This is a genomic window from Nonomuraea coxensis DSM 45129 (genome assembly GCF_019397265.1).
GTDB classification, from domain to species: Bacteria; Actinomycetota; Actinomycetes; order Streptosporangiales; family Streptosporangiaceae; genus Nonomuraea; species Nonomuraea coxensis.
Genome location: NZ_CP068985.1, coordinates 1,309,054 through 1,326,115, shown reverse-complemented (window position 1 = coordinate 1,326,115; position 17,062 = coordinate 1,309,054). Strand labels below are relative to the sequence as shown.

Sequence of the window (17,062 nt, the reverse complement as noted above, 5' to 3'; positions counted from 1 at the left end):
CGTCACCGCCGCGCCTGCCTCCGTCACCAAATCGATAGAAACAAGTTCTATCGTGGTTCCGGCGGCCGATCCGCGAAGGTGGGAGCAGGGATGAAGAACAGGGACGCGGCCCTCGACGGCATCCGCGCGTGCGCCGCCCTCGGCGTGTGGCTGCTGCACGTCGGGAGCAACACCGGCGTGATGTACCGCGAGGGCATGTACGCCTGGCTGATGGCGCGCCTCGGCATCGCCGTCCCCATCTTCTTCCTGCTGTCCGGCCTGCTCCTTTACCGCCCCTGGGCGCGCGCGGCGATCGAGGACACCGACCGCCCCCGGCCCGTCGCGTACCTGTGGCGGCGGGTGCTGCGCGTCATGCCGGTCTACTGGCTGGTGACCGCGCTGGCGCTCTGGGCGTGGGGCGGCCTCGACTGGACCGGCTGGGTCAAGTGGCTGCTCCTGCTCCAGAACTACTTCCCCGGCGAACCCACCCCCGACGGCCTCTACCAGATGTGGACGCTGCCCATCGAGATGGCCTTCTACGTCACGCTGCCGCTGCTCGCCTGGGCGCTCGACCGGTGGGCGCGGCGCGGGAACCGGCCGGTGCGGCTGCTGACCGGCATCGGCCTGCTGCCGCTGGTCTCCGTGGCCTCCATCGTCGTGGCCCGGCTCACCGACCGGCCGGAGATCGGGCTCTGGCTGCCGTACCACCTGGTCTTCTTCGCCTGCGGCATGGCGATGGCGGTGCTGTCGGTGTGGCTCAAGGAGAGCCGGATCGTCGACGCGCTCGCGCCGCAGCTCCTCGTGCTGGCCTTCCTGCTGTACGCGGTGCTGAGCACCGGCCTCGCCGGCCCGCGCACGCTCACGCTGCCCACCCTCGGCGAGTCGCTGCTCAGGGTGAGCCTGGAGGCGGCGGTGTCGGTGCTGCTCGTCGCGCCGTTCGCGCTGGCGCCACGCGCGGACTCGCTGCGCCACCGGGTGCTCGGCAACCCGGTCGTCGCCTACTTCGGCCGCATCTCCTACAGCTTCTTCCTCTGGCACGCGCCGGTGATCACGTTGCAGCTCAAGCTCACCGGCGCGCAGCCGTTCCAGGGCGACTTCCCGAGCGTGGCCGTGATGTCGTTCATCGTGACGCTGCTGCTCAGCGTGGGGAGCTACCATCTCGTCGAGGCCACCGCTCTCAGGCTGAGCCGGCGCCGGCCAGCACCTGCTCCTCGGCCGGCAGCCCGGGAGGCGGCGCCGGCCGCGCCGGCCGGGTGACGTGCCGGCCGAACAACGCCCCGACCGCCGCCGACGACAGCAGTTGAGGCACGTGGTCGGCCAGCACCGCGAGGTCGATCCCCTGCTCGCGCAGCACCAGGTGGACCGCCAGCGACGCCGTCGCCACGCCGAACAGCCCGGCTGACAGCCAGTGCGCGGGCAGCCCTCCGGCCCGCAGCGCGAACGTCACCAGCATCGCCGCCAGCACCGCCAGCGCGCCCTGCCAGCTCGCCACCCAGCCGCCGAACGCCAGGCCCAGCACGACCGCGTACGGGGCCCGCAGCCGCGACAGCCGCGCCGCCCCGGCCGGTGCGGTCTCGCGTACGTGCTCGGGACGCGGCCCGCGCAGCACCAGCGCGCCGAGGGCGAGCAGCGCGATCCCCGCCATCCCGTACGCCAGCGCCAGCCCGTAGGCGCGGTCCGGCACGTACTCCAACCGCACGGTCCCCGCCGTGCCCGCGGGCAGCTCCCACGCCTGCTTCCAGCCGTCCACGCGCACCGGCCGCAGCGTCTGCCCGTCCACCCTGGCCCGCCAGCCGGCGTTGTAGTTCTCGTTGACGACGAGGAAGGCGTCCTTGGGGGCGCTCACCTTGACCTCGCGCTCGGCGGCCGTCCAGATCCCGCGCACCGCCGCGCCCTCGACGCCGCGCGGCTCGTCCGGCAGCCGGCCGACGACCAGGTCGTCGATCGCGAAGGTGTCCCATCCGGCCACCCGCACCCGGTTGTCCCCGGCCTTCAGCTCGGCCCGCGCGCAGCCCTGGATCCGTACGGGCCGCTTCTCCAGCAGGTCGGCGTGGGTGCCGGCGACCTTGGTCGCGATGGACGTGCCGTTCACCTCGACGGTCGGGCCGAAGCCGCAGGGCAGCCGCAGCGGGATGTCGGCGGGCCGGGTCACCGGGTCGAGGCCCGGCACGACCAGCTCGGTGAGCTGCAGCCGCTTGGAGTAGGGCGTGAAGCGCAGCTTGAGCTCGGTCGTGCGCAGCGGCCGGAAGGTGAGGTTCCCCTCCTGGTCCACCCGGCCGGCGCGGGCGATGCCGTTGTCGCCGGTGACGACCACGTCGAGCGGCTGCATGCGGTCGCCGGCCGGGCGGCCCAGCTTGATCCGCGAGATCGTCTTCTCGCCCTTCCAGGTGAGCGTGAGCGTCGGCTGGGTGTCCTCGGCGGCCGGCATCCAGGTGGTGCTCGCGTCGCCGTCGAACGCCGAGCGCGGCGAGACCACCGGGTCGTCGGTGAGCTGGGACGAGCCGGTCACCTGGGTGAGCCCGGTGCTGACGCGGGTGTAGCGGTCGGCCAGCGTGGAGTCCTTGAGCACGGCCGTGCCGCGCACGTTCACCGTCTCCTGGGCCGGGGCCGTGAACGTGCGGTCGAAGCCGGTCTCCTCGCTCCGCCGGGTCAGCACCGCGTCGTTGCACACCCACCGCACCTGGTTGCGCATGCAGGCGGACCGGGCGTCGAGCCCCTGGTCCATGACGTAGGCGTCGCCGCCCGCGCCGGGCAGCCGGATCGTGCGCTCGGCCACGACGCCGGGGATCGACAGCTCGACGACGCCGACCCGCTGGCCGTAGCTCCACCGCTCCGAGCCGGTCGCGACGACCTTGATCCGCAGCCAGGTCGCCGGGCCCTCGGGCACCCGCAGCGTCTGCGGGTCGGTGGTGTCGCGAACGTCCTGGACCAGGCTCCCCGCGTCGGTCTCGACGGCCACCCGCGTCACGGACTGGCCGAGCAGGAAGCCGGAGCCGAACATGACCTGGATCTGCCCGATCCGCCGCTGCGCCGGCAGGTCCACGCGCAGCCACTGCCCTTCGGGGCGGCTGGTGCCGCTGCTCTCCCAGCCGGTGGCGACGTTGCCGTCCAGGGCCGCCCACGGGCCCCGGCTCGGGTCGCCGCTGCCCGCGACGGCGTCGGGGTCGGCGATCGAGGAGGAGGCCGTGACGCCGGAGATCCCGTGGTACTCGGCCGTCGCGGTGTCGTCCAGCCAGCCGTCCTCCAGCAGGTCCAGCGCGCGTACGCCGGCGAAGTCGGCCTTGTGGTCGGCGGTGAGCGTGGGCGACTGGTTCGAGCGCAGCTCGCCGAACGAGCGCTCGCGCAGCCGCAGCGCGTCGCTGACGACAGTGGGCAGCTCGCGCTTGCCCGCGTCGCCGCCGACCAGCACCGGGCCGTCGCCGAGCAGCCCGAGATCGCCCATCGCGAGCAGCGCGTCGGGCCCGCCGCGCACGGCCAGCGCGTCGGCGGCCGACTGCACGGACACCAGGTCGGCCGCGCCGGACACCTCGTACAGGTCGAGCGCGGGGAACGCCGGGTCCAGCGAGTGCTGGGCGTCGTCGCTCTGCCGGTCGCCGACGGGCTCGCCGAAGGAGCGTACGAGCTTGACGCCGGGCGTCTCGCGCAGCGCCTCGTAGATCCGCGACGGCCAGGCGCCCTGGAGGTTCTGCCGCATGAGGTCGTTGCGTACCAGCAGGTAGCGCACGCCGAGGCGGCGCAGCACCGCCGTCACGCCGGCCGAGCCGTGGCCGGCGGCCAGGCGCTGGTCGATGACGTCGAGCAGCCGGGTCAGGCCGACCGATCCCGGCGGCTCGATCCGCCGGGTGGTCCAGCGGGCCGTGGTCAGCGCCTGCAGGGGCTCGTCCATGGGGCGGCCCCAGACGTACTCGGCGAACTTGGCGCCCGGCACGAGCAGCACGCCGTCGTCGCCGGCGTTCTCGTCCAGCCAGGACGCGGCCTCCCGCCAGTACGGCGGCACGTCCTCGAAGTCGCCCGGCGCGGCGAGGCCCTGGTTGAAGACGGGCAGCACGAGCGCGGCGGCGGCCACGGCGGCCAGCGTGCGGAGCGGCAGCCGGGCCCGCGCCAGCAGGTGCGCCAGGCCGAAGGCGAGCGCCAGCCGGACCAGCGGGTCGAACTTGCGCAGGTTGCGCAGCGGCGCGAGCGGCCCGTCCAGCAGCCAGCGGACCGGCTCGGCGGTGATCGGCTCCAGCGCGCTGATGTGCCCGGCGACCAGCGCGGCCACGCCCACCACGAACAGCGCCAGCACGAACCCCTTCGCGGGCAGGTCCCGGCGGGCCAGCCCGGCCAGGCCGAACGCGGCCAGCAGGCCGGTGACCACGACCATCGTGGCCGAGGTGGCGATAGCGAAGCCGGGCGGCTGCTCGAAGACGCCGTTGACCGGCAGGTAGCGCACCCAGTCGGAGGCGCCGCGCAGGACGTTCGTGAGCGAGGTGACCTGGGTGGTGGTGGCGGCGGTCTCGGTGTACGGCAGGAACGAGAAGGCGTACCGGCCGACCAGCAGCAGCGGCAGCCACCAGAAGAGGGTGGCGACCGCGACGGCGGCGCTCCACCAGCCGAGCAGCCGCCAGCGCGGCACCGGGCGCGGCCGGGTCAGGATGTAGAGCACCGGGGCCACGAGCACGGCCAGCACCGCCACCGCGTTCACGCCGCCGCACAGCGCCACCGCGAGCGCCGACCTGATCGCCCCGCGCGCCCGCTGGCCCGTCTCCGAGGCCGTGAGCAGCGGGACGACGATCCACGGCAGCATCGCGGCGGGCAGCCACTCGATGGAGATCTCGCCGAGGATCGACAGCGTGCGCGGGGCCAGCGCGTACGCCAGGGCCCCGGCGATCCTGGTGCCCGGCGTGCCGACGCCGAGCTGCCCCATCAGCCGTTCCACGCCGAGGAAGGCCACGCACATGAGCAGCGTGAGCCAGAGCCGCTGCGTCACCCAGGGGGCCGTCCCTGCGAGGTCGCCGAGGGCGAAGAACGGGCCCATGGGGAAGATGTAGCCCGCCACCTGGTTCTGGAGCTGGCCGAAGTGCTGCAGGTCCCACAGGTGCGCGGCGCGCTCCAGCCAGCCGACGGGGTTGAGCGCGAGGTCCATCTTGGTGTCGGAGATCAGGTGGCCCGGCTTGGTGGTGAACGCCAGCAGGGAGAAGCCGAGGCAGCAGATCACCAGCCACCACCGCCGCCACGCCCGCTCCCCCAGCGGACGCGCGCCCGCCTTGGGGCCGGCGGTCCCGGAGCCGGGGCGGCCGGTGCCGGGGCGGCCGGTGCCGGGGCGGCCGGTGCCGGGGCGGCCGGTGCCGGGGCGGCCCCAGACCAGCTTGTCGGTGGCCGGCGGCCGGCTCACCGCTCCTCCCCGGCCCACTCACCGAGGTCGGAGGAACGCTCGCCTGGGGCGCGGCCCTCCAGCACGGCGAGGAGCCGTTCGGCGCTGCGGTCCCAGGAGAATCGGTCAGCCCATTCCCGACATTTCACGGAATAAGTTTCGTCCACCTCGTCGAGTGCTCCGGCAATGCCCTTGGCCAGCCCGGTGCCGTCGGCACCCTCCGGCAGGAGCCACCCGGTCTCGCCCGGCCGTACCGCGTCGCGGAGCCCGTCCACGTCGAAGGCCACGGTCGGCACCCCGAGCGCCGCCGCCTCCAGCACGCTGAGCCCCCACCCCTCGCCCTGCGAGGCGCTGACGTGCAACCAGGCCCGCGCGACCAGCCGGCTCTTGTCCCGCTCGGGCAGGTAGCCGTGCAGGGTGACGCCCTCGGGGAGCCGCGCGCGCAGCCGCTCCTCCTCGGGCCCCCGGCCGATGACGTCCACCTGGAGGTCCGGCCGGTGCCGCCGCAGCTCGGCGACGGCGTCGAGGAGCAGGTGCACGCGCTTGTGCGCGACCAGCCGCCCGAGGCAGACCAGCCGGGGCTCGGCGCTCCGCGCGACGTCGCCGGGGTCGGCGACGCTGACCCCGTTCGGGACGATGTGGATGGGCCCCTTCCAGCCCAGCCGCTCGCGCATGGCGAGCTCCGTGGACGGCGACACGGCCACGCTGGGGCGCCGCCGGTAGCTCCACCGCGACACCGGACCCTCCAGGAACCGCCCGACGGCGGCCAGCCAGCCCGGCAGGTGCACGCCGAACTGCCGGTCGTGCACGTGGTGCACGACGCAGACCACCTTCGTCCGCCGCCGCACCACCCACGGGGTGAAGAACGGGATGCCGTTCTGGCAGTCGAGCACCGCGTCGAAGCGCCCGCGCCTGACCAGCAGCCAGGCCAGCACCAGCGGGTAGACGGTGAACGTCGCGCCCATGCGGGCGAAGCGCACGCCCTCGACGACCTCCTTCCCGCGCTGGCCGGGCGCCCGCGCCGTGACGAACCACACCTGGTGGCCCGCCCTCGCGAGGCGGCGGGCCAGCTCCCAGGCGAACGTCTCGGCGCCGCCCGCCTGGGGATGCCAGGGGTCACGCCAGTTGACGAAGGCGATCTTCACGGAGATCCGACGGGGTCAGGGGCGGCCGGGGGCTCCCAGGCCGGGTGCATGGCGTGGCGCAGCCTGGCGCGCGGCCTCAGGCGCAGCCGCAGCCAGATGCGTCCCATCTCCAGCACGATGCCGAAGGTGTGCCGGGCCGGCGAGAACCGCGACCCCGGCACGTCCAGCCAGCGCACGGGGATCTCGTGCACCTCCGAGCCGTCCGCCGTGCAGCGCGCGAGCAGCTCGACGTCGAAGGCGAAGCCGGGCGTGCGGAGCAGCGCGGCGACCTCGCGGGCGAGCACGCCGTCGAAGAACTTGAAGCCGCACTGGGTGTCGCTCACCCCCGGCACGAGCGTGCCGGCCAGTGCCCGGAACCAGGTGGCGCCCAGTTCGCGGACCCTGCTGTGGCGGTTCTCCACGACGGAGCTCTCGTGGCCGCGGGAGCCGATCACCACGCGCTCACCGGACAGCAGCAGGCCGAGCGCCGCCTCGATGGCGTCCAGGTCGGTCGCCATGTCGGCGTCGCAGAACCCGACGAACGGGGCACCGGTCTCCAGCAGCCCGGCTCGCACGGCGGCACCCTTGCCCCGGACCGGGCAGGGGATGAGCCGGACCGGTACGGGCCCGGCCGGCCAGTTCTCGACGATCTCCGCGGTGCGGTCCGTGCTGTTGTTGTCGACGACTATGACGGCAGCCGGGAACGGCATGCGGGCAAGCTTCGCGCACAGCTGCAGGAGCCCCCCGGGAAGTCGCCGTTCCTCGTTGTACGCGGGAACGACGATCTCAAGCAGTGGTGGTCGGCTCTGCCCGCCGTCCCCTTGCGGAGAGGGCGGCATGCTGATCCGGCCTTACCGGTCGCCGTAGTTGTAGAGCGGTTGGTTGACCGGCGTGGCCGTGGAACCGGTGAAGGAGACCGTGGTGACCGTCGCCACGAGGGCCGCCACGGCGACGCCGATGATCGCTGCTAAGAGGGCCTTGATCACGGGACTTCCTCCTGGGCGGGCAGTTGAGAGCGGGCCGCACCCAACTTAGAACCAATTCTTGCTACTCGGAAGTAGCTAGACGAAATCTTAACAAAATACCTGCTCAGCGACCTACCGGACCCTCGACCCGGTACAACCGCAGGTCACGGTCGTGGACCAGAACGTGTGCTCTGCGTAGCCATACGTCAAAGCGTGCCCGCTCTTCAACTGTCCCCGCGTTGACTATCACGTAGCGGATCCCGGCTCCCGGCAGGTCGGGCGACGGCCCTCCTAGTACGTGTTCTAGTTCGCGGGCCCGGGGGTCCTCACTGCCCACGACGAGATCGCCGACCCGTACGGCGTCGTTCGTGACCACCCGGCGGCCCGGCACGGCGAAGAAGCGCTGCGCGGGGTCGAGCACCGGGCGGCCGCCGTTCCAGGGGTGGCGCCGGTAGGACTCGAAGGGCAGCACCAGCACGTCGCCGGGCTCCGGGTCGCGCGCGATGACCGCGCGGGCGGCGCTCCAGCTCGACGGGTACGCCACCGCGTCCAGCGTCCCCAGCGCGCCCCAGGACAGCGTGGGCAGCACGGCCACCGGCACGAGGGCCATCGCCCCCACCCACGCCCTGCGTCCCGCCACGCTCTCCGTGAGCGCCCCGAGGCCGAGGGCGGCCACCAGCGCCAGCGGCGCGACGAACTGCTGCGCGTCCCTGAACACCGCGAACCCGGCCCACCAGCCCACCACCTGCTCGTACGCCAGCCGCCCCGGCTCGCTCACCCCGACGCAGGCCACGGCCAGCCCGGCGAGCGCCGCCCCGGCGAGCCCGCGGCGGAACGGCAGATCGGAACGCAGGAAGGCGACGACCCCCGCGACCACCAGCAGCAGCCGCGCCACCGCGCCCGGCCAGGTCTCGTAGCCGGGCGGCACGGCGCGGGCGTTCCAGATCCCGCCGAGCGACAGCAGGCTCCCCACCGAGCCGAACGGCGTGTCGGCCCGCGCCGCGAACGCTCCGATCCCCACCGGATCGCCCGCCAGCCCCTCGGGCCGCAGCGCGGTCGCCGCGAGCCACGGCAGGCTGAACGCGGCCAGCACCGCGGCGGTGACGACCAGCTCACGCCACCGGCGGCGGGCCAGGGCGACAGGGAGGGCCGTGAGCGCGGTGACCGTCATCGCGGCGAAGCCGCCCACCGCGGCCGGCAGGACCGCGACCGCGCGCCGCCGCCCCGACCACACGGCCCGCACCACCCACGGCAGCCCCGCGTACCCGAGCAACAGCGCCCACTGCCCGATGAGCAGCCGCTCGGCCACGTACGGGTTCCACACGTAGAACGCCCCGGCCACCAGCCGCGGCCCGAGCGAGGCCGACGGCGGCAGCAGCGCCGCCCCCGCGCACCCCAGGACGAAGATCCCGAGCAGGATCAGCTTCTGTACCAGCTCGGCGGGCAGCACCTGGGCCAGCGCGGTCACTACGGCGTCGCTGGGCACCACCCGCGCCGCGCCGCCCGCCAGCCCGAACGTCCAGGCCGAGAACACCGGGTCCGGCACGAACACCATGTCGTGCAGCAGCACGAACCCCCACCCCAGCCCGGGTCCGAGGGCGAGGCAGCCGAGCGCCAGCCCGAGGAGGGCGGCGGCGAGCCCGGCTCGGGTCGTCTGCGACATGCGGCTATGACATCACAGCACTTCCACCACTATGTCCCTACATGGTTGAGTTGCGCCGGGAGGACGGGGTGATGGAGAGCGTGGCGACCGCCGGGGGACGCCCGTGGCTGCGCGGCGGCGACGCCGTGCTCGCGGCCGGGCTGGTCATGGTGGCCGTGCAACTGGTGTGGAAGGCCGGCCTGGTCAACAGGACGTACTTCCGCCAGGACGACTTCATGTTCCTCGCGAGGGGCCTGGAGAACGGGTTCACCTGGGACTACCTCATGCGGGTGGACTACGGCCACCTGATGCCGGGCGCGTTCGCGATCCACTGGGCGCTCGGGCGGCTCGGCGGCCACAACGACGTGCTCGCGCACGTGCTCACCCTCGGCCTCCAGGCGGCGGCAGGGCTGGCGCTGCTGCGGCTGCTCCGGGTGCTGTTCGGGCCGCGTCCGGCGATCCTGGTGCCGCTCGGGTTCGCCCTCGTCACCCCGATGACGATCTCCGGGCTGTCGTGGTGGGCGGTGGTGGCCGAGACGCTGCCGTTCCAGATCGCGCTGCCGATGGCGCTCACCTCGCACGTGCTCTGCGTGCGCACCGGCCGCTTCCGGCACGCGGTCGCGGCGGCGGCCTGGACGGCGTTCGGGATGGTCTTCTTCGTCAAGGCGCCGTTCATCCCGGTGCTCGCCTTCGTGCTGACCCTCGGCTGGCTCGGCGGGGCGCGGCGGCTGCTCCGGGTGTGGGCGCTCTACCTGGCCGTGCTGGTGCCGTACGCGGTGCTCTTCCTGCACCAGCTCCTCACGACCGTGCAGCTCACCCGGCAGACCTCGCCCATCTCGCTGCCGAGCGCCGAGGTGGCCGCGAAGTCGGTCTGGACGCTGCTGACCGGCTCGCTGATCCCCACCTCGCTCGGCGGGCCCTGGCGGTGGCAGCCGATCGGCGAGGACTACGCGCTGGCCGCCACCCCCGCCCCGCTGATGTGGGCGAGCCTCGCCGTGGCCGTCGCCGCCGTGGCGGTGTCGGTGCGCCTGCGACGGCGGGCCTGGCTCGCGTGGGCGACGCTGCTCGGCTACTTCCTGCTGGCGGACGTCGCGCCGATCATGCTCGGCAGGATCGAGCTGCTCGGTCCCGACCTCAGCGGGTACGAGCTGCGCTACCTCTCCTCGACCGCCGTGGTCGTGGCGATCGTCATCGGGCTGGCGTTCATCCCCGTGGCGGGCGAGCGGCGGCCCTGGCTCCGGCCCGCCGGCCGCCTGCGCCTGGCCTGGGCGCCGGTCGCCGCCGTGATGGCGGTGGGCTCGGTCTGGTCGGTCGCCGCCTACGCCGACCGGCCGCTCGGCCGCAACGTCAAGAGCTACGTGGAGACCGCCGAGGCGGCGCTGGCACGGATGCCCGCGGGCACGGTCGTGCTGGACACGTACGTGCCGGAGAAGGTGACGTTCCCGCTGTTCTTCTACGACTACGCCCGCCACTCGAAGGTCGTCGACCCGGCCGCCCGCCACCACGTCACGTGGACACGCCGGCTCGCCGGGCCGATGAGCGTCCCGCGGATCTTCGACGCCCGGGGACGGCTGCGCCCGCTGCGCCTCGCGGGCAGCACGATCCCGGCGGGCGCCGCGTGCCGCCCGGTCGGCGCGGCGGAGGTGCGCTTCCCGGTCCCGGCCCCGCCGGCGGGTGGCGAGCAGGTCGTCCAGATCTCCTACCTGAACGGCGAGGCCACCACCCTGGAGGTGCGGATGGGCCTCGCCAGGACGTCGGTGCCCGCCGGCGCGAACCTCGGCATCACGTACGCCACGCTCGACGGCGGCGCCCCCGAGCTCGCCCTGCGCACGGTCGGCGGCGGCACCACGTGCGTGGGCGAGATCAGGGTCGGCGTGCCGGCCGCGGACGAGACGGCCGCCGCCGTCCCGCCGCAGCCGGTGGAGCGCTAGCCCCGGGCCGTCACTTGCCGGGCTCGGGGTCCCTGGGCAGGCCGAGCATGCGCTCGGCGATGATGTTGAGCTGCACCTCGGTGGTGCCGCCGTAGATCGTCATGGCGCGGGTGGCGAGCACGGCCCGGTTCCAGTAGCCCGCGTCGCCCAGCTTCATGTCAGCGGCGGCGGTCGCGGCGGCGCCGAGCAGTTCGACGGCGGTCTCCGAGACGTGCTGGGCGTGCGAGGTGGACAGCAGCTTGCGCACGGAGGCGTCCGCGCCCGGCTCGGTGCCGGCGAGCTGCTTGAGCGTGACCCGCAGCGACAGCGCGTTGATCGAGTGGCCCTCGCAGACGACCTCGGCCACCCGCTGCGCCTCGACCGGCGTCAGCTCGCGGCCGAGCCTGCCCACCAGGCCGAGCAGGTCGGGCACCGACGAGCCGGTGCCGCCCGAGCCGGACGACAGCGACACGCGCTCGTTGGACAGCGTGTTGCGCGCCACCTTCCAGCCCTCGCCGACCTCGCCCACGACCAGGTCGTCCGGGACGAACACGTCGTCGAGGAAGACCTCGTTGAACAGGTTCTCGCCGGTCATCTCGGTCAGCGGGCGCACGGTGACGCCGGGGCCCTTCATGTCGACCAGGAAGTACGTGATGCCCTCGTGCTTGGAGCCCTCGCTGGAGTTGCGGGCGATGCAGATGCCCCACTCGGCCACGTGGGCGACCGACGTCCAGATCTTCTGGCCGTTGAGCTTCCAGCCGCCCTCGACCTTCTCGGCCTTCATCTGCAGCGAGGCGAGGTCGGAGCCCGCGCCCGGCTCGGAGAAGAGCTGGCACCAGATCATCTCGCCGCTGAGCGTCTTCGGCAGGAAGCGCTCCTGCTGCTCCTGCGTGCCGTACACGGCGATGGACGGCACGACCCAGGCGCCGATGATGAGGGCGGGCAGGCGTACCTTGGCTGCCTTGAGCTCCTGCGCGATGAGCACCTGCTCCAGCGGCTTGGCGTCGCGGCCCCAGGGGCGGGGCAGGTGCGGCATGACGAAGCCGCGCTCGGCGAGGGCCCGCTTCTGCTCCTTGCCTTCGAGCCGGGCGATCTCCGCGATCTCGGCCCGGATCGACTCGCGCAGCGCCTCGGCGTCCTCGGGCAGGTCGAGCTCCATCTCCCGGGTGACGCCCTGGAGCGCCAGCGCGGTGACCTCGGCGGCCCAGTCGGCGGACGAGCCGAGCAGGGCGCGCAGGGTGAGCGCGCGGCGGTAGTAGAGGTGCACGTCGTGCTCGAAGGTGTAGCCGATGCCGCCGAAGGTCTGGATGGCGTCCTTCGCGCACTGCACGGCGGCGTCGGGGGCCATCACGCCGGCGACGGCGGCGGCGTAGGCGCGCTCCTTGCCGTCGGCGCGGGTGGCGTCCCAGACGGTGGCGCGGGCCTGCTCCAAGGCGACCAGCATGCGCGACAGCTTGTGCTTGATGCCCTGGAACTGGCCGATCGGACGGCCGAACTGCACGCGGACCTTGGCGTAGTCGGCGGCGGCCGTGACGCACCAGGAGGCGAGGCCGGCGGCCTCCGCGCCGAGCAGGACGGCCGCGAGCTGGCGCACCTCGGCGCTCTCGACGCCCTCCAGCACCCGGTCGGCGGGCACGACGGTCTCGGCCACCTCGACCTTGGCCACCGCGCGGGTCAGGTCGAGCGACTTCTGCTCGGTGACGGTCGCGGCGGAGGCGTCCAGCGCGATCCACTGCTCGCCGTCGGGCGTGGCCACCGGCAGCACGAGCACGTCGGCCTGCGCGCCGGCGAGCACCGGCTCGACGGCGCCGGAGACGGTCAGCGAGCCGTCCTCGGCGCGGGTGCCGGTGAGCGCGCCGGTCAGGGCGACGGCGGCGGTCAGCGTGCCGTCGGCGAGCCGCTCCAGCAGCTCGTGGCGCTTGCTGGCGTGGATGACCGCGCTCGCCAGCACGGTCGGCACGTACGGCCCCGGCGCCATGCGCTCGGCCAGCGCCTCGACGGCGACGGCGGCCTCCAGCAGGCCGTAGCCGGAGCCGCCCGACTCCTCGGGCAGGTGGAGGCCGAGCAGGCCCTGCTCGGCCAGGCCGGACCAGAACGGCGGGCGTCCCTCGGCGCCGGCTCGCAGGAGCTCGCTGGTGATGTTCCGCTTGGCCCAGCCGCTCACCGACTCGTGGAGCGCCTCGTGCTCCTCGCTCAATCCGATCGCCATCGCTCATCCTCCAGCAGGTCCAGGGGGCCGGTGCAATACCGGAACCATATTCTAGAGCATGCTTCTGTCCAACGCCTTACAACGGGCGAACCTGCCGGGCGAGGGTGCTCAGGTCCGGCCAGCGCGCCTTGTTCGTCTCGGGGATCGTGGCCAGCAGCATGGCGGGCTTGGTCTTGCCCACCTCGACCACCGTCACCAGAGCCTGGGCGACCTGCCGCTTGCCGCCCTCGGTGTAGGTGACCTTGAAGCCGAGCGTCCAGCCCTTGCCCACCGGAATCTTCTGGGAGGCGGTCCACTCGACCGCCGCGCCCTTGGGGTACTGGGTGCGGACCGCCCAGCGGACCGCGTCCGTGGCGATCTCGCGGTAGTCGGCGTCCGCGCTGGGCTTCTTCGCCGGGGACTGGCCCGGGTACATCGCCGAGGCGATCAGCGTGTACGGCATCTCCACCTTGCCGATGCGCTGCGCGATCGAGTACGGCGGGTACGACCTGGCCTGCCACGGCGCGGCCAGACGCGGGTACGAGATGCCGACCGTCTTGTCGGAGATCGTGCCGATGACCGCCGCCGGGGTGCCGGGGGACGCCCTGAACGCCCGGCTCGCCGGCACCGGGGGCAGCACGACCGGGCTCGCCGACGGGGTCGCCGAGGCGGACGCCGACGCGCTCGCCGTGGCGGAGGCGGACGGCAGCGGGGCGACGCGGACGACGTCCTCGTCCCCCGACGGCTGCTGGTTCGCCGGCACGTCGCCGGAGAAGACCACGAAGATCAGCAGGACGGCGGCGATCGTGGCGACGATCGCGCCGATCAGGTACACGACCTTGATCGGGATGTCGCCGAGCCCGCGCCGCGGCGGCACCGGGGGCACGGGCGGCATCGGCGGCATCCCCACGGGCGTCGGCACGGCTCCCCGCGGCAACTCCTCAGACCGGCCACCACCCACTACCGGCGGCATCGGCTGCGGCGCCATCGGCCGCTGGGGCCTCGGCTGCTGGGACATGGGCGACTGCGGCTGCGGACCGGACGCCGGCTGGGGCCGAGCCTGGGGGCCGGACTGGGGCTGAGGCCGCTGCTGCGGGCCGGATGGGGGCTGGGGGCGTGGAGGGGCCGGGGGCCGCTGGATCTGCACGGTCTCCTCGGCCGGCGGCAGGACGACCTTGCGAAACGGGGTGGTGGGTGAGTTCGAGGAGGGTATCTGGTCGCCGACGTCCGCCATGGCCTTGAGGTTACGTCACCGCAGAGCGGGTTATTTCCTCTATAGCCCCAGCAGAATCTAATTCTGTAAGGTCTGGCGACATGAGGGGTTTCTACGAGATCGCCGCCGAAGACCCGGCTCGTCCCGCTCTCCTCGGCGAGGAGAACGTCACCTACGGAGCCCTGCTGTCCCGGGTGAACCAGGCGTCCAACGGCCTGGCCTCACGCGGCGTCCGCCGGGGCGACTGCGTGGTGACCGTGCTGAAGAACGGTCAGGACGCGCTCGTCATGATGCTGGCGACGTACCAGATCGGCGCCTACCTGGTGCCCGTCAACTGGCACTTCACCGCCGAGGAGATGGACTACGTCGTCGCCGACTGCGGCGCCAAGGTGGTCGTCTCGCCGGACGCCCTCACGGTCGCCGACCTGACGGCGGGGCAGCCGGACACCGCCCCCGCCGAGCGCTCGGCCGGCTCCATGATGCTCTACACCTCGGGCACCACGGGCCGCCCCAAGGGCGTACGGCGGCGGCTGCTGGAGCTGACCCCCGAGGAGCTGTACCCGATCCTCATGCGCAAGAGCTGGAAGCACTTCGGCCTGCCGATGGGCGGGGTGCACCTGGTGTGCTCGCAGCTCTACCACTCGGCCCCGTACGGGCAGGCGATGATGGCGCTGCAGTTCGGGCACGCGATCGTGGCGCCCGAGCGGTTCGACGCGGCCGAGACGCTGCGGCTCATCCAGGAGCACCGGGTGACGAACGCCTTCATGGTGCCCACGATGTTCCACCGGCTGCTGGCCGTGCCGGACCGGGAGTCGTACGATCTGTCGTCCCTCACCCACCTCTACCACGGGGCCGCCTTCTGCCCTCCGGCCGTCAAGCAGGCGATGATCGACTGGCTCGGCCCGGTGCTGTGGGAGTACTACGGCTCCACCGAGGCGGCCGTGGCGACCATGGTGTCGTCCCAGGAGTGGCTGGAGCGGCCCGGCACGGTCGGCAGGGCGCTGGACGGCATGCGCTTCACGATCGTCGGCGAGGACGGCGAGGAGCAGCCGCCCGGACAGCCCGGCCTCGTCTACATCGGCGGCATCAACCGCTTCGAGTACCACGGCGACCCGGACAAGACGGCCGCCGCCATGCGCGGGCGCGACTACACGCCCGGCGACATCGGCTACCTGGACGAGGACGGCTACCTGTTCCTGCTCGACCGCCGCACCGACCTGATCATCTCGGGCGGCGTGAACATCTACCCGGCCGAGATCGAGGCGGCGCTGCTGGAGCACCCGGCGGTGGCGGACGTGGCCGTGATCGGCGTGCCCGACCCCGAGTGGGGCCACAAGGTCGTGGCGCTGGTCCAGCCGGCGCCCGGGGTGACGGGCGGCGAGGAGCTGACCGCCGAGCTGCTGCGGCACTGCGCGCCCCGGCTGGCCCGGCTGAAGCACCCCCGGGTGATCGAGTACCGGGAGTCGCTGCCGCGTACCCCCACGGGAAAGCTCAGCAGGCGAAATGTCCGTGAGGCGTATCTTTCGCACTGATTCGGGCACACAACTGCCATGAGGCAGCCCACGAGGGAAACGCCCCTGAGGAGGACCGCCGCGGCGCTCGCCGCCGCCGCCGTGCTGCTCGCGGGCTGCGGACCGCTCTCCTCCACCGGCGCGGGGTCACCGGCCGCCACGCCCGCCGCGACGTCGCCGGCCACCACGCCCGCGACGCCGCCGGGCGCGACCGGCACCCAAGGCCCCACGGGCACCGCCCAGGGCCTGGAGGCCGCCTACGAGCAGGTCATCGCCAACGTCCTGCCGTCCATCGTGCAGATCAACACCAAGGTCGGCCTCGGCTCCGGCATCGTCTTCGACGACGCCGGGCACATCGTCACGAACGCCCACGTGGTCGGCGAGGCCACCGAGATGAGCGTCGCCTTCGCCACCGGCGGCGCCGAGCGCAAGGCGCGCCTGGTGCGCTCCTTCGCCGCCGGCGACCTGGCCGTGATCAAGGTGGAGAACGCCGACGGGCTGCGGCCGGCCACGTTCGGCGACTCGACGAAGGTGCGGGTCGGGCAGATCGTGCTCGCCATGGGCAACCCGCTCGGCCTGTCCGGCAGCGTCACCGAGGGCATCGTCTCGGCGGTCGGGCGTACCATCACCGAGCCGCAGGAGTCGGGCTCCCCCGGCGCCACGATCGCCAACGCCATCCAGACCTCCGCCAGCATCAACCCCGGCAACAGCGGCGGCGCGCTGGTGAACCTGTCCGGCCAGGTGATCGGCATCCCGACGCTCACGGCCACCAACCCCGACCTCGGCGGCGGCGCCGCCCCCGGCATCGGCTTCGCCATCCCCGGCAACACCGCCGTGGACATCGCCGAGCAGATCATCAAGAACGGCAAGGTCACCAACAGCCACCGGGCCGCGCTCGGCATCCGGGGCAGCACGGTGCTCGGCGAGGACGGCCGGCCCTCAGGCGTCGGGGTGGCCCGCGTGGAGCCGGACGGCGGCGCGGCCAAGGCCGGCATCAAGACCGGCGACGTCATCGTCTCGGTCAACGACAAGAAGACGCCCACCATCGCCGACCTGACCGAGACCATCGCCGCCCTGCAGCCGGGCACCAAGGTCAAGGTCGGGCTCATCCGCGCCGACGGGTCCCCGGCGACGGTCGAGGTGACCCTGGGAGAGCTTCCGGTGGACTGACCGCCCC

At 73.4% G+C, this 17,062-nt stretch carries 11 protein-coding genes; 4 read left to right on the top strand and 7 right to left on the bottom strand.

The annotated features are described in order from the left end of the window. The first annotated feature begins 90 nt into the window (after positions 1–90). Positions 91–1,236, top strand: a complete 1,146-nt coding sequence (locus tag Nocox_RS06600) for an acyltransferase family protein (protein WP_020541451.1) — start codon at positions 91–93, stop codon at positions 1,234–1,236. On the opposite strand, the gene Nocox_RS06595 is transcribed toward Nocox_RS06600, so the two are convergent. The 5 genes from Nocox_RS06595 to Nocox_RS06580 all read right to left on the bottom strand — a co-directional run bounded on the left by Nocox_RS06595 (position 1,157) and on the right by Nocox_RS06580 (position 9,084). Further along, positions 1,157–5,353 carry an alpha-(1->3)-arabinofuranosyltransferase domain-containing protein gene (locus Nocox_RS06595; protein WP_020541450.1) on the bottom strand — a complete coding sequence of 1,399 codons (4,197 nt, stop codon included), beginning with the start codon at positions 5,351–5,353 and terminating at the stop codon, positions 1,157–1,159. The genes Nocox_RS06600 and Nocox_RS06595 overlap by 80 nt on opposite strands. Then, positions 5,350–6,477, bottom strand: a complete 1,128-nt coding sequence (locus tag Nocox_RS06590; protein WP_020541449.1) for a glycosyltransferase family 4 protein — start codon at positions 6,475–6,477, stop codon at positions 5,350–5,352. The genes Nocox_RS06595 and Nocox_RS06590 overlap by 4 nt, the downstream gene beginning before the upstream one ends. Further along, the gene (locus Nocox_RS06585) at positions 6,474–7,295 is read right to left on the bottom strand and encodes a glycosyltransferase (protein ID WP_084685370.1); all 822 of its coding nucleotides are present in this window, start codon (positions 7,293–7,295) and stop codon (positions 6,474–6,476) included. Before Nocox_RS06585 ends, Nocox_RS06590 begins: the two co-directional genes overlap by 4 nt. Positions 7,296–7,307: 12 nt before the next feature. Then, positions 7,308–7,442, bottom strand: coding sequence for a hypothetical protein (locus Nocox_RS43645; protein WP_020541447.1), 135 nt, complete (start codon positions 7,440–7,442; stop codon positions 7,308–7,310). 103 nt (positions 7,443–7,545) lie between these two features. Further along, positions 7,546–9,084 carry an MmpA family trehalose lipid delivery protein gene (locus Nocox_RS06580; protein WP_020541446.1) on the bottom strand — a complete coding sequence of 513 codons (1,539 nt, stop codon included), beginning with the start codon at positions 9,082–9,084 and terminating at the stop codon, positions 7,546–7,548. Positions 9,085–9,125: 41 nt separating this feature from the next. Between Nocox_RS06580 and Nocox_RS06575 the strand changes: the two genes are divergently transcribed. Further along, positions 9,126–10,994 (top strand): hypothetical protein, encoded by a 1,869-nt coding sequence (locus Nocox_RS06575; protein ID WP_157382854.1) that lies wholly within the window; start codon positions 9,126–9,128, stop codon positions 10,992–10,994. A gap of 10 nt (positions 10,995–11,004) precedes the next feature. On the opposite strand, the gene Nocox_RS06570 is transcribed toward Nocox_RS06575, so the two are convergent. Then, entirely contained in the window at positions 11,005–13,182 is a 2,178-nt protein-coding gene (locus Nocox_RS06570) for an acyl-CoA dehydrogenase family protein (RefSeq protein ID WP_020541444.1), read from the bottom strand. Between the two features lie 76 nt (positions 13,183–13,258). Beyond that, entirely contained in the window at positions 13,259–14,083 is an 825-nt protein-coding gene (locus Nocox_RS06565) for a hypothetical protein (RefSeq protein ID WP_157382853.1), read from the bottom strand. Between the two features lie 392 nt (positions 14,084–14,475). Here Nocox_RS06565 and Nocox_RS06560 point away from each other — a divergent pair, with 392 nt between their 5' ends. Together Nocox_RS06560 and Nocox_RS06555 are read left to right on the top strand one after the other, a co-directional pair. Next, a complete protein-coding gene (locus Nocox_RS06560; RefSeq protein ID WP_020541442.1) occupies positions 14,476–15,906 on the top strand; it encodes an AMP-binding protein in 1,431 nt (476 codons plus the stop codon). Positions 15,907–15,924: 18 nt separating this feature from the next. Further along, positions 15,925–17,055 (top strand): S1C family serine protease, encoded by a 1,131-nt coding sequence (locus Nocox_RS06555; protein ID WP_020541441.1) that lies wholly within the window; start codon positions 15,925–15,927, stop codon positions 17,053–17,055. The last annotated feature ends 7 nt before the right edge of the window (positions 17,056–17,062 follow it).

Coding starts and splice junctions, on each gene's coding strand:
- Nocox_RS06600 (WP_020541451.1), top strand. CDS start 91: ATGAAGAACAGGGACGCGGCCCTCGACGGCATCCGCGCGTGCGCCGCC.
- Nocox_RS06585 (WP_084685370.1), bottom strand. CDS start 7,295: ATGCCGCCCTCTCCGCAAGGGGACGGCGGGCAGAGCCGACCACCACTG.
- Nocox_RS06580 (WP_020541446.1), bottom strand. CDS start 9,084: ATGTCGCAGACGACCCGAGCCGGGCTCGCCGCCGCCCTCCTCGGGCTG.
- Nocox_RS06575 (WP_157382854.1), top strand. CDS start 9,126: ATGGTTGAGTTGCGCCGGGAGGACGGGGTGATGGAGAGCGTGGCGACC.
- Nocox_RS06570 (WP_020541444.1), bottom strand. CDS start 13,182: ATGGCGATCGGATTGAGCGAGGAGCACGAGGCGCTCCACGAGTCGGTG.
- Nocox_RS06560 (WP_020541442.1), top strand. CDS start 14,476: ATGAGGGGTTTCTACGAGATCGCCGCCGAAGACCCGGCTCGTCCCGCT.
- Nocox_RS06555 (WP_020541441.1), top strand. CDS start 15,925: ATGAGGCAGCCCACGAGGGAAACGCCCCTGAGGAGGACCGCCGCGGCG.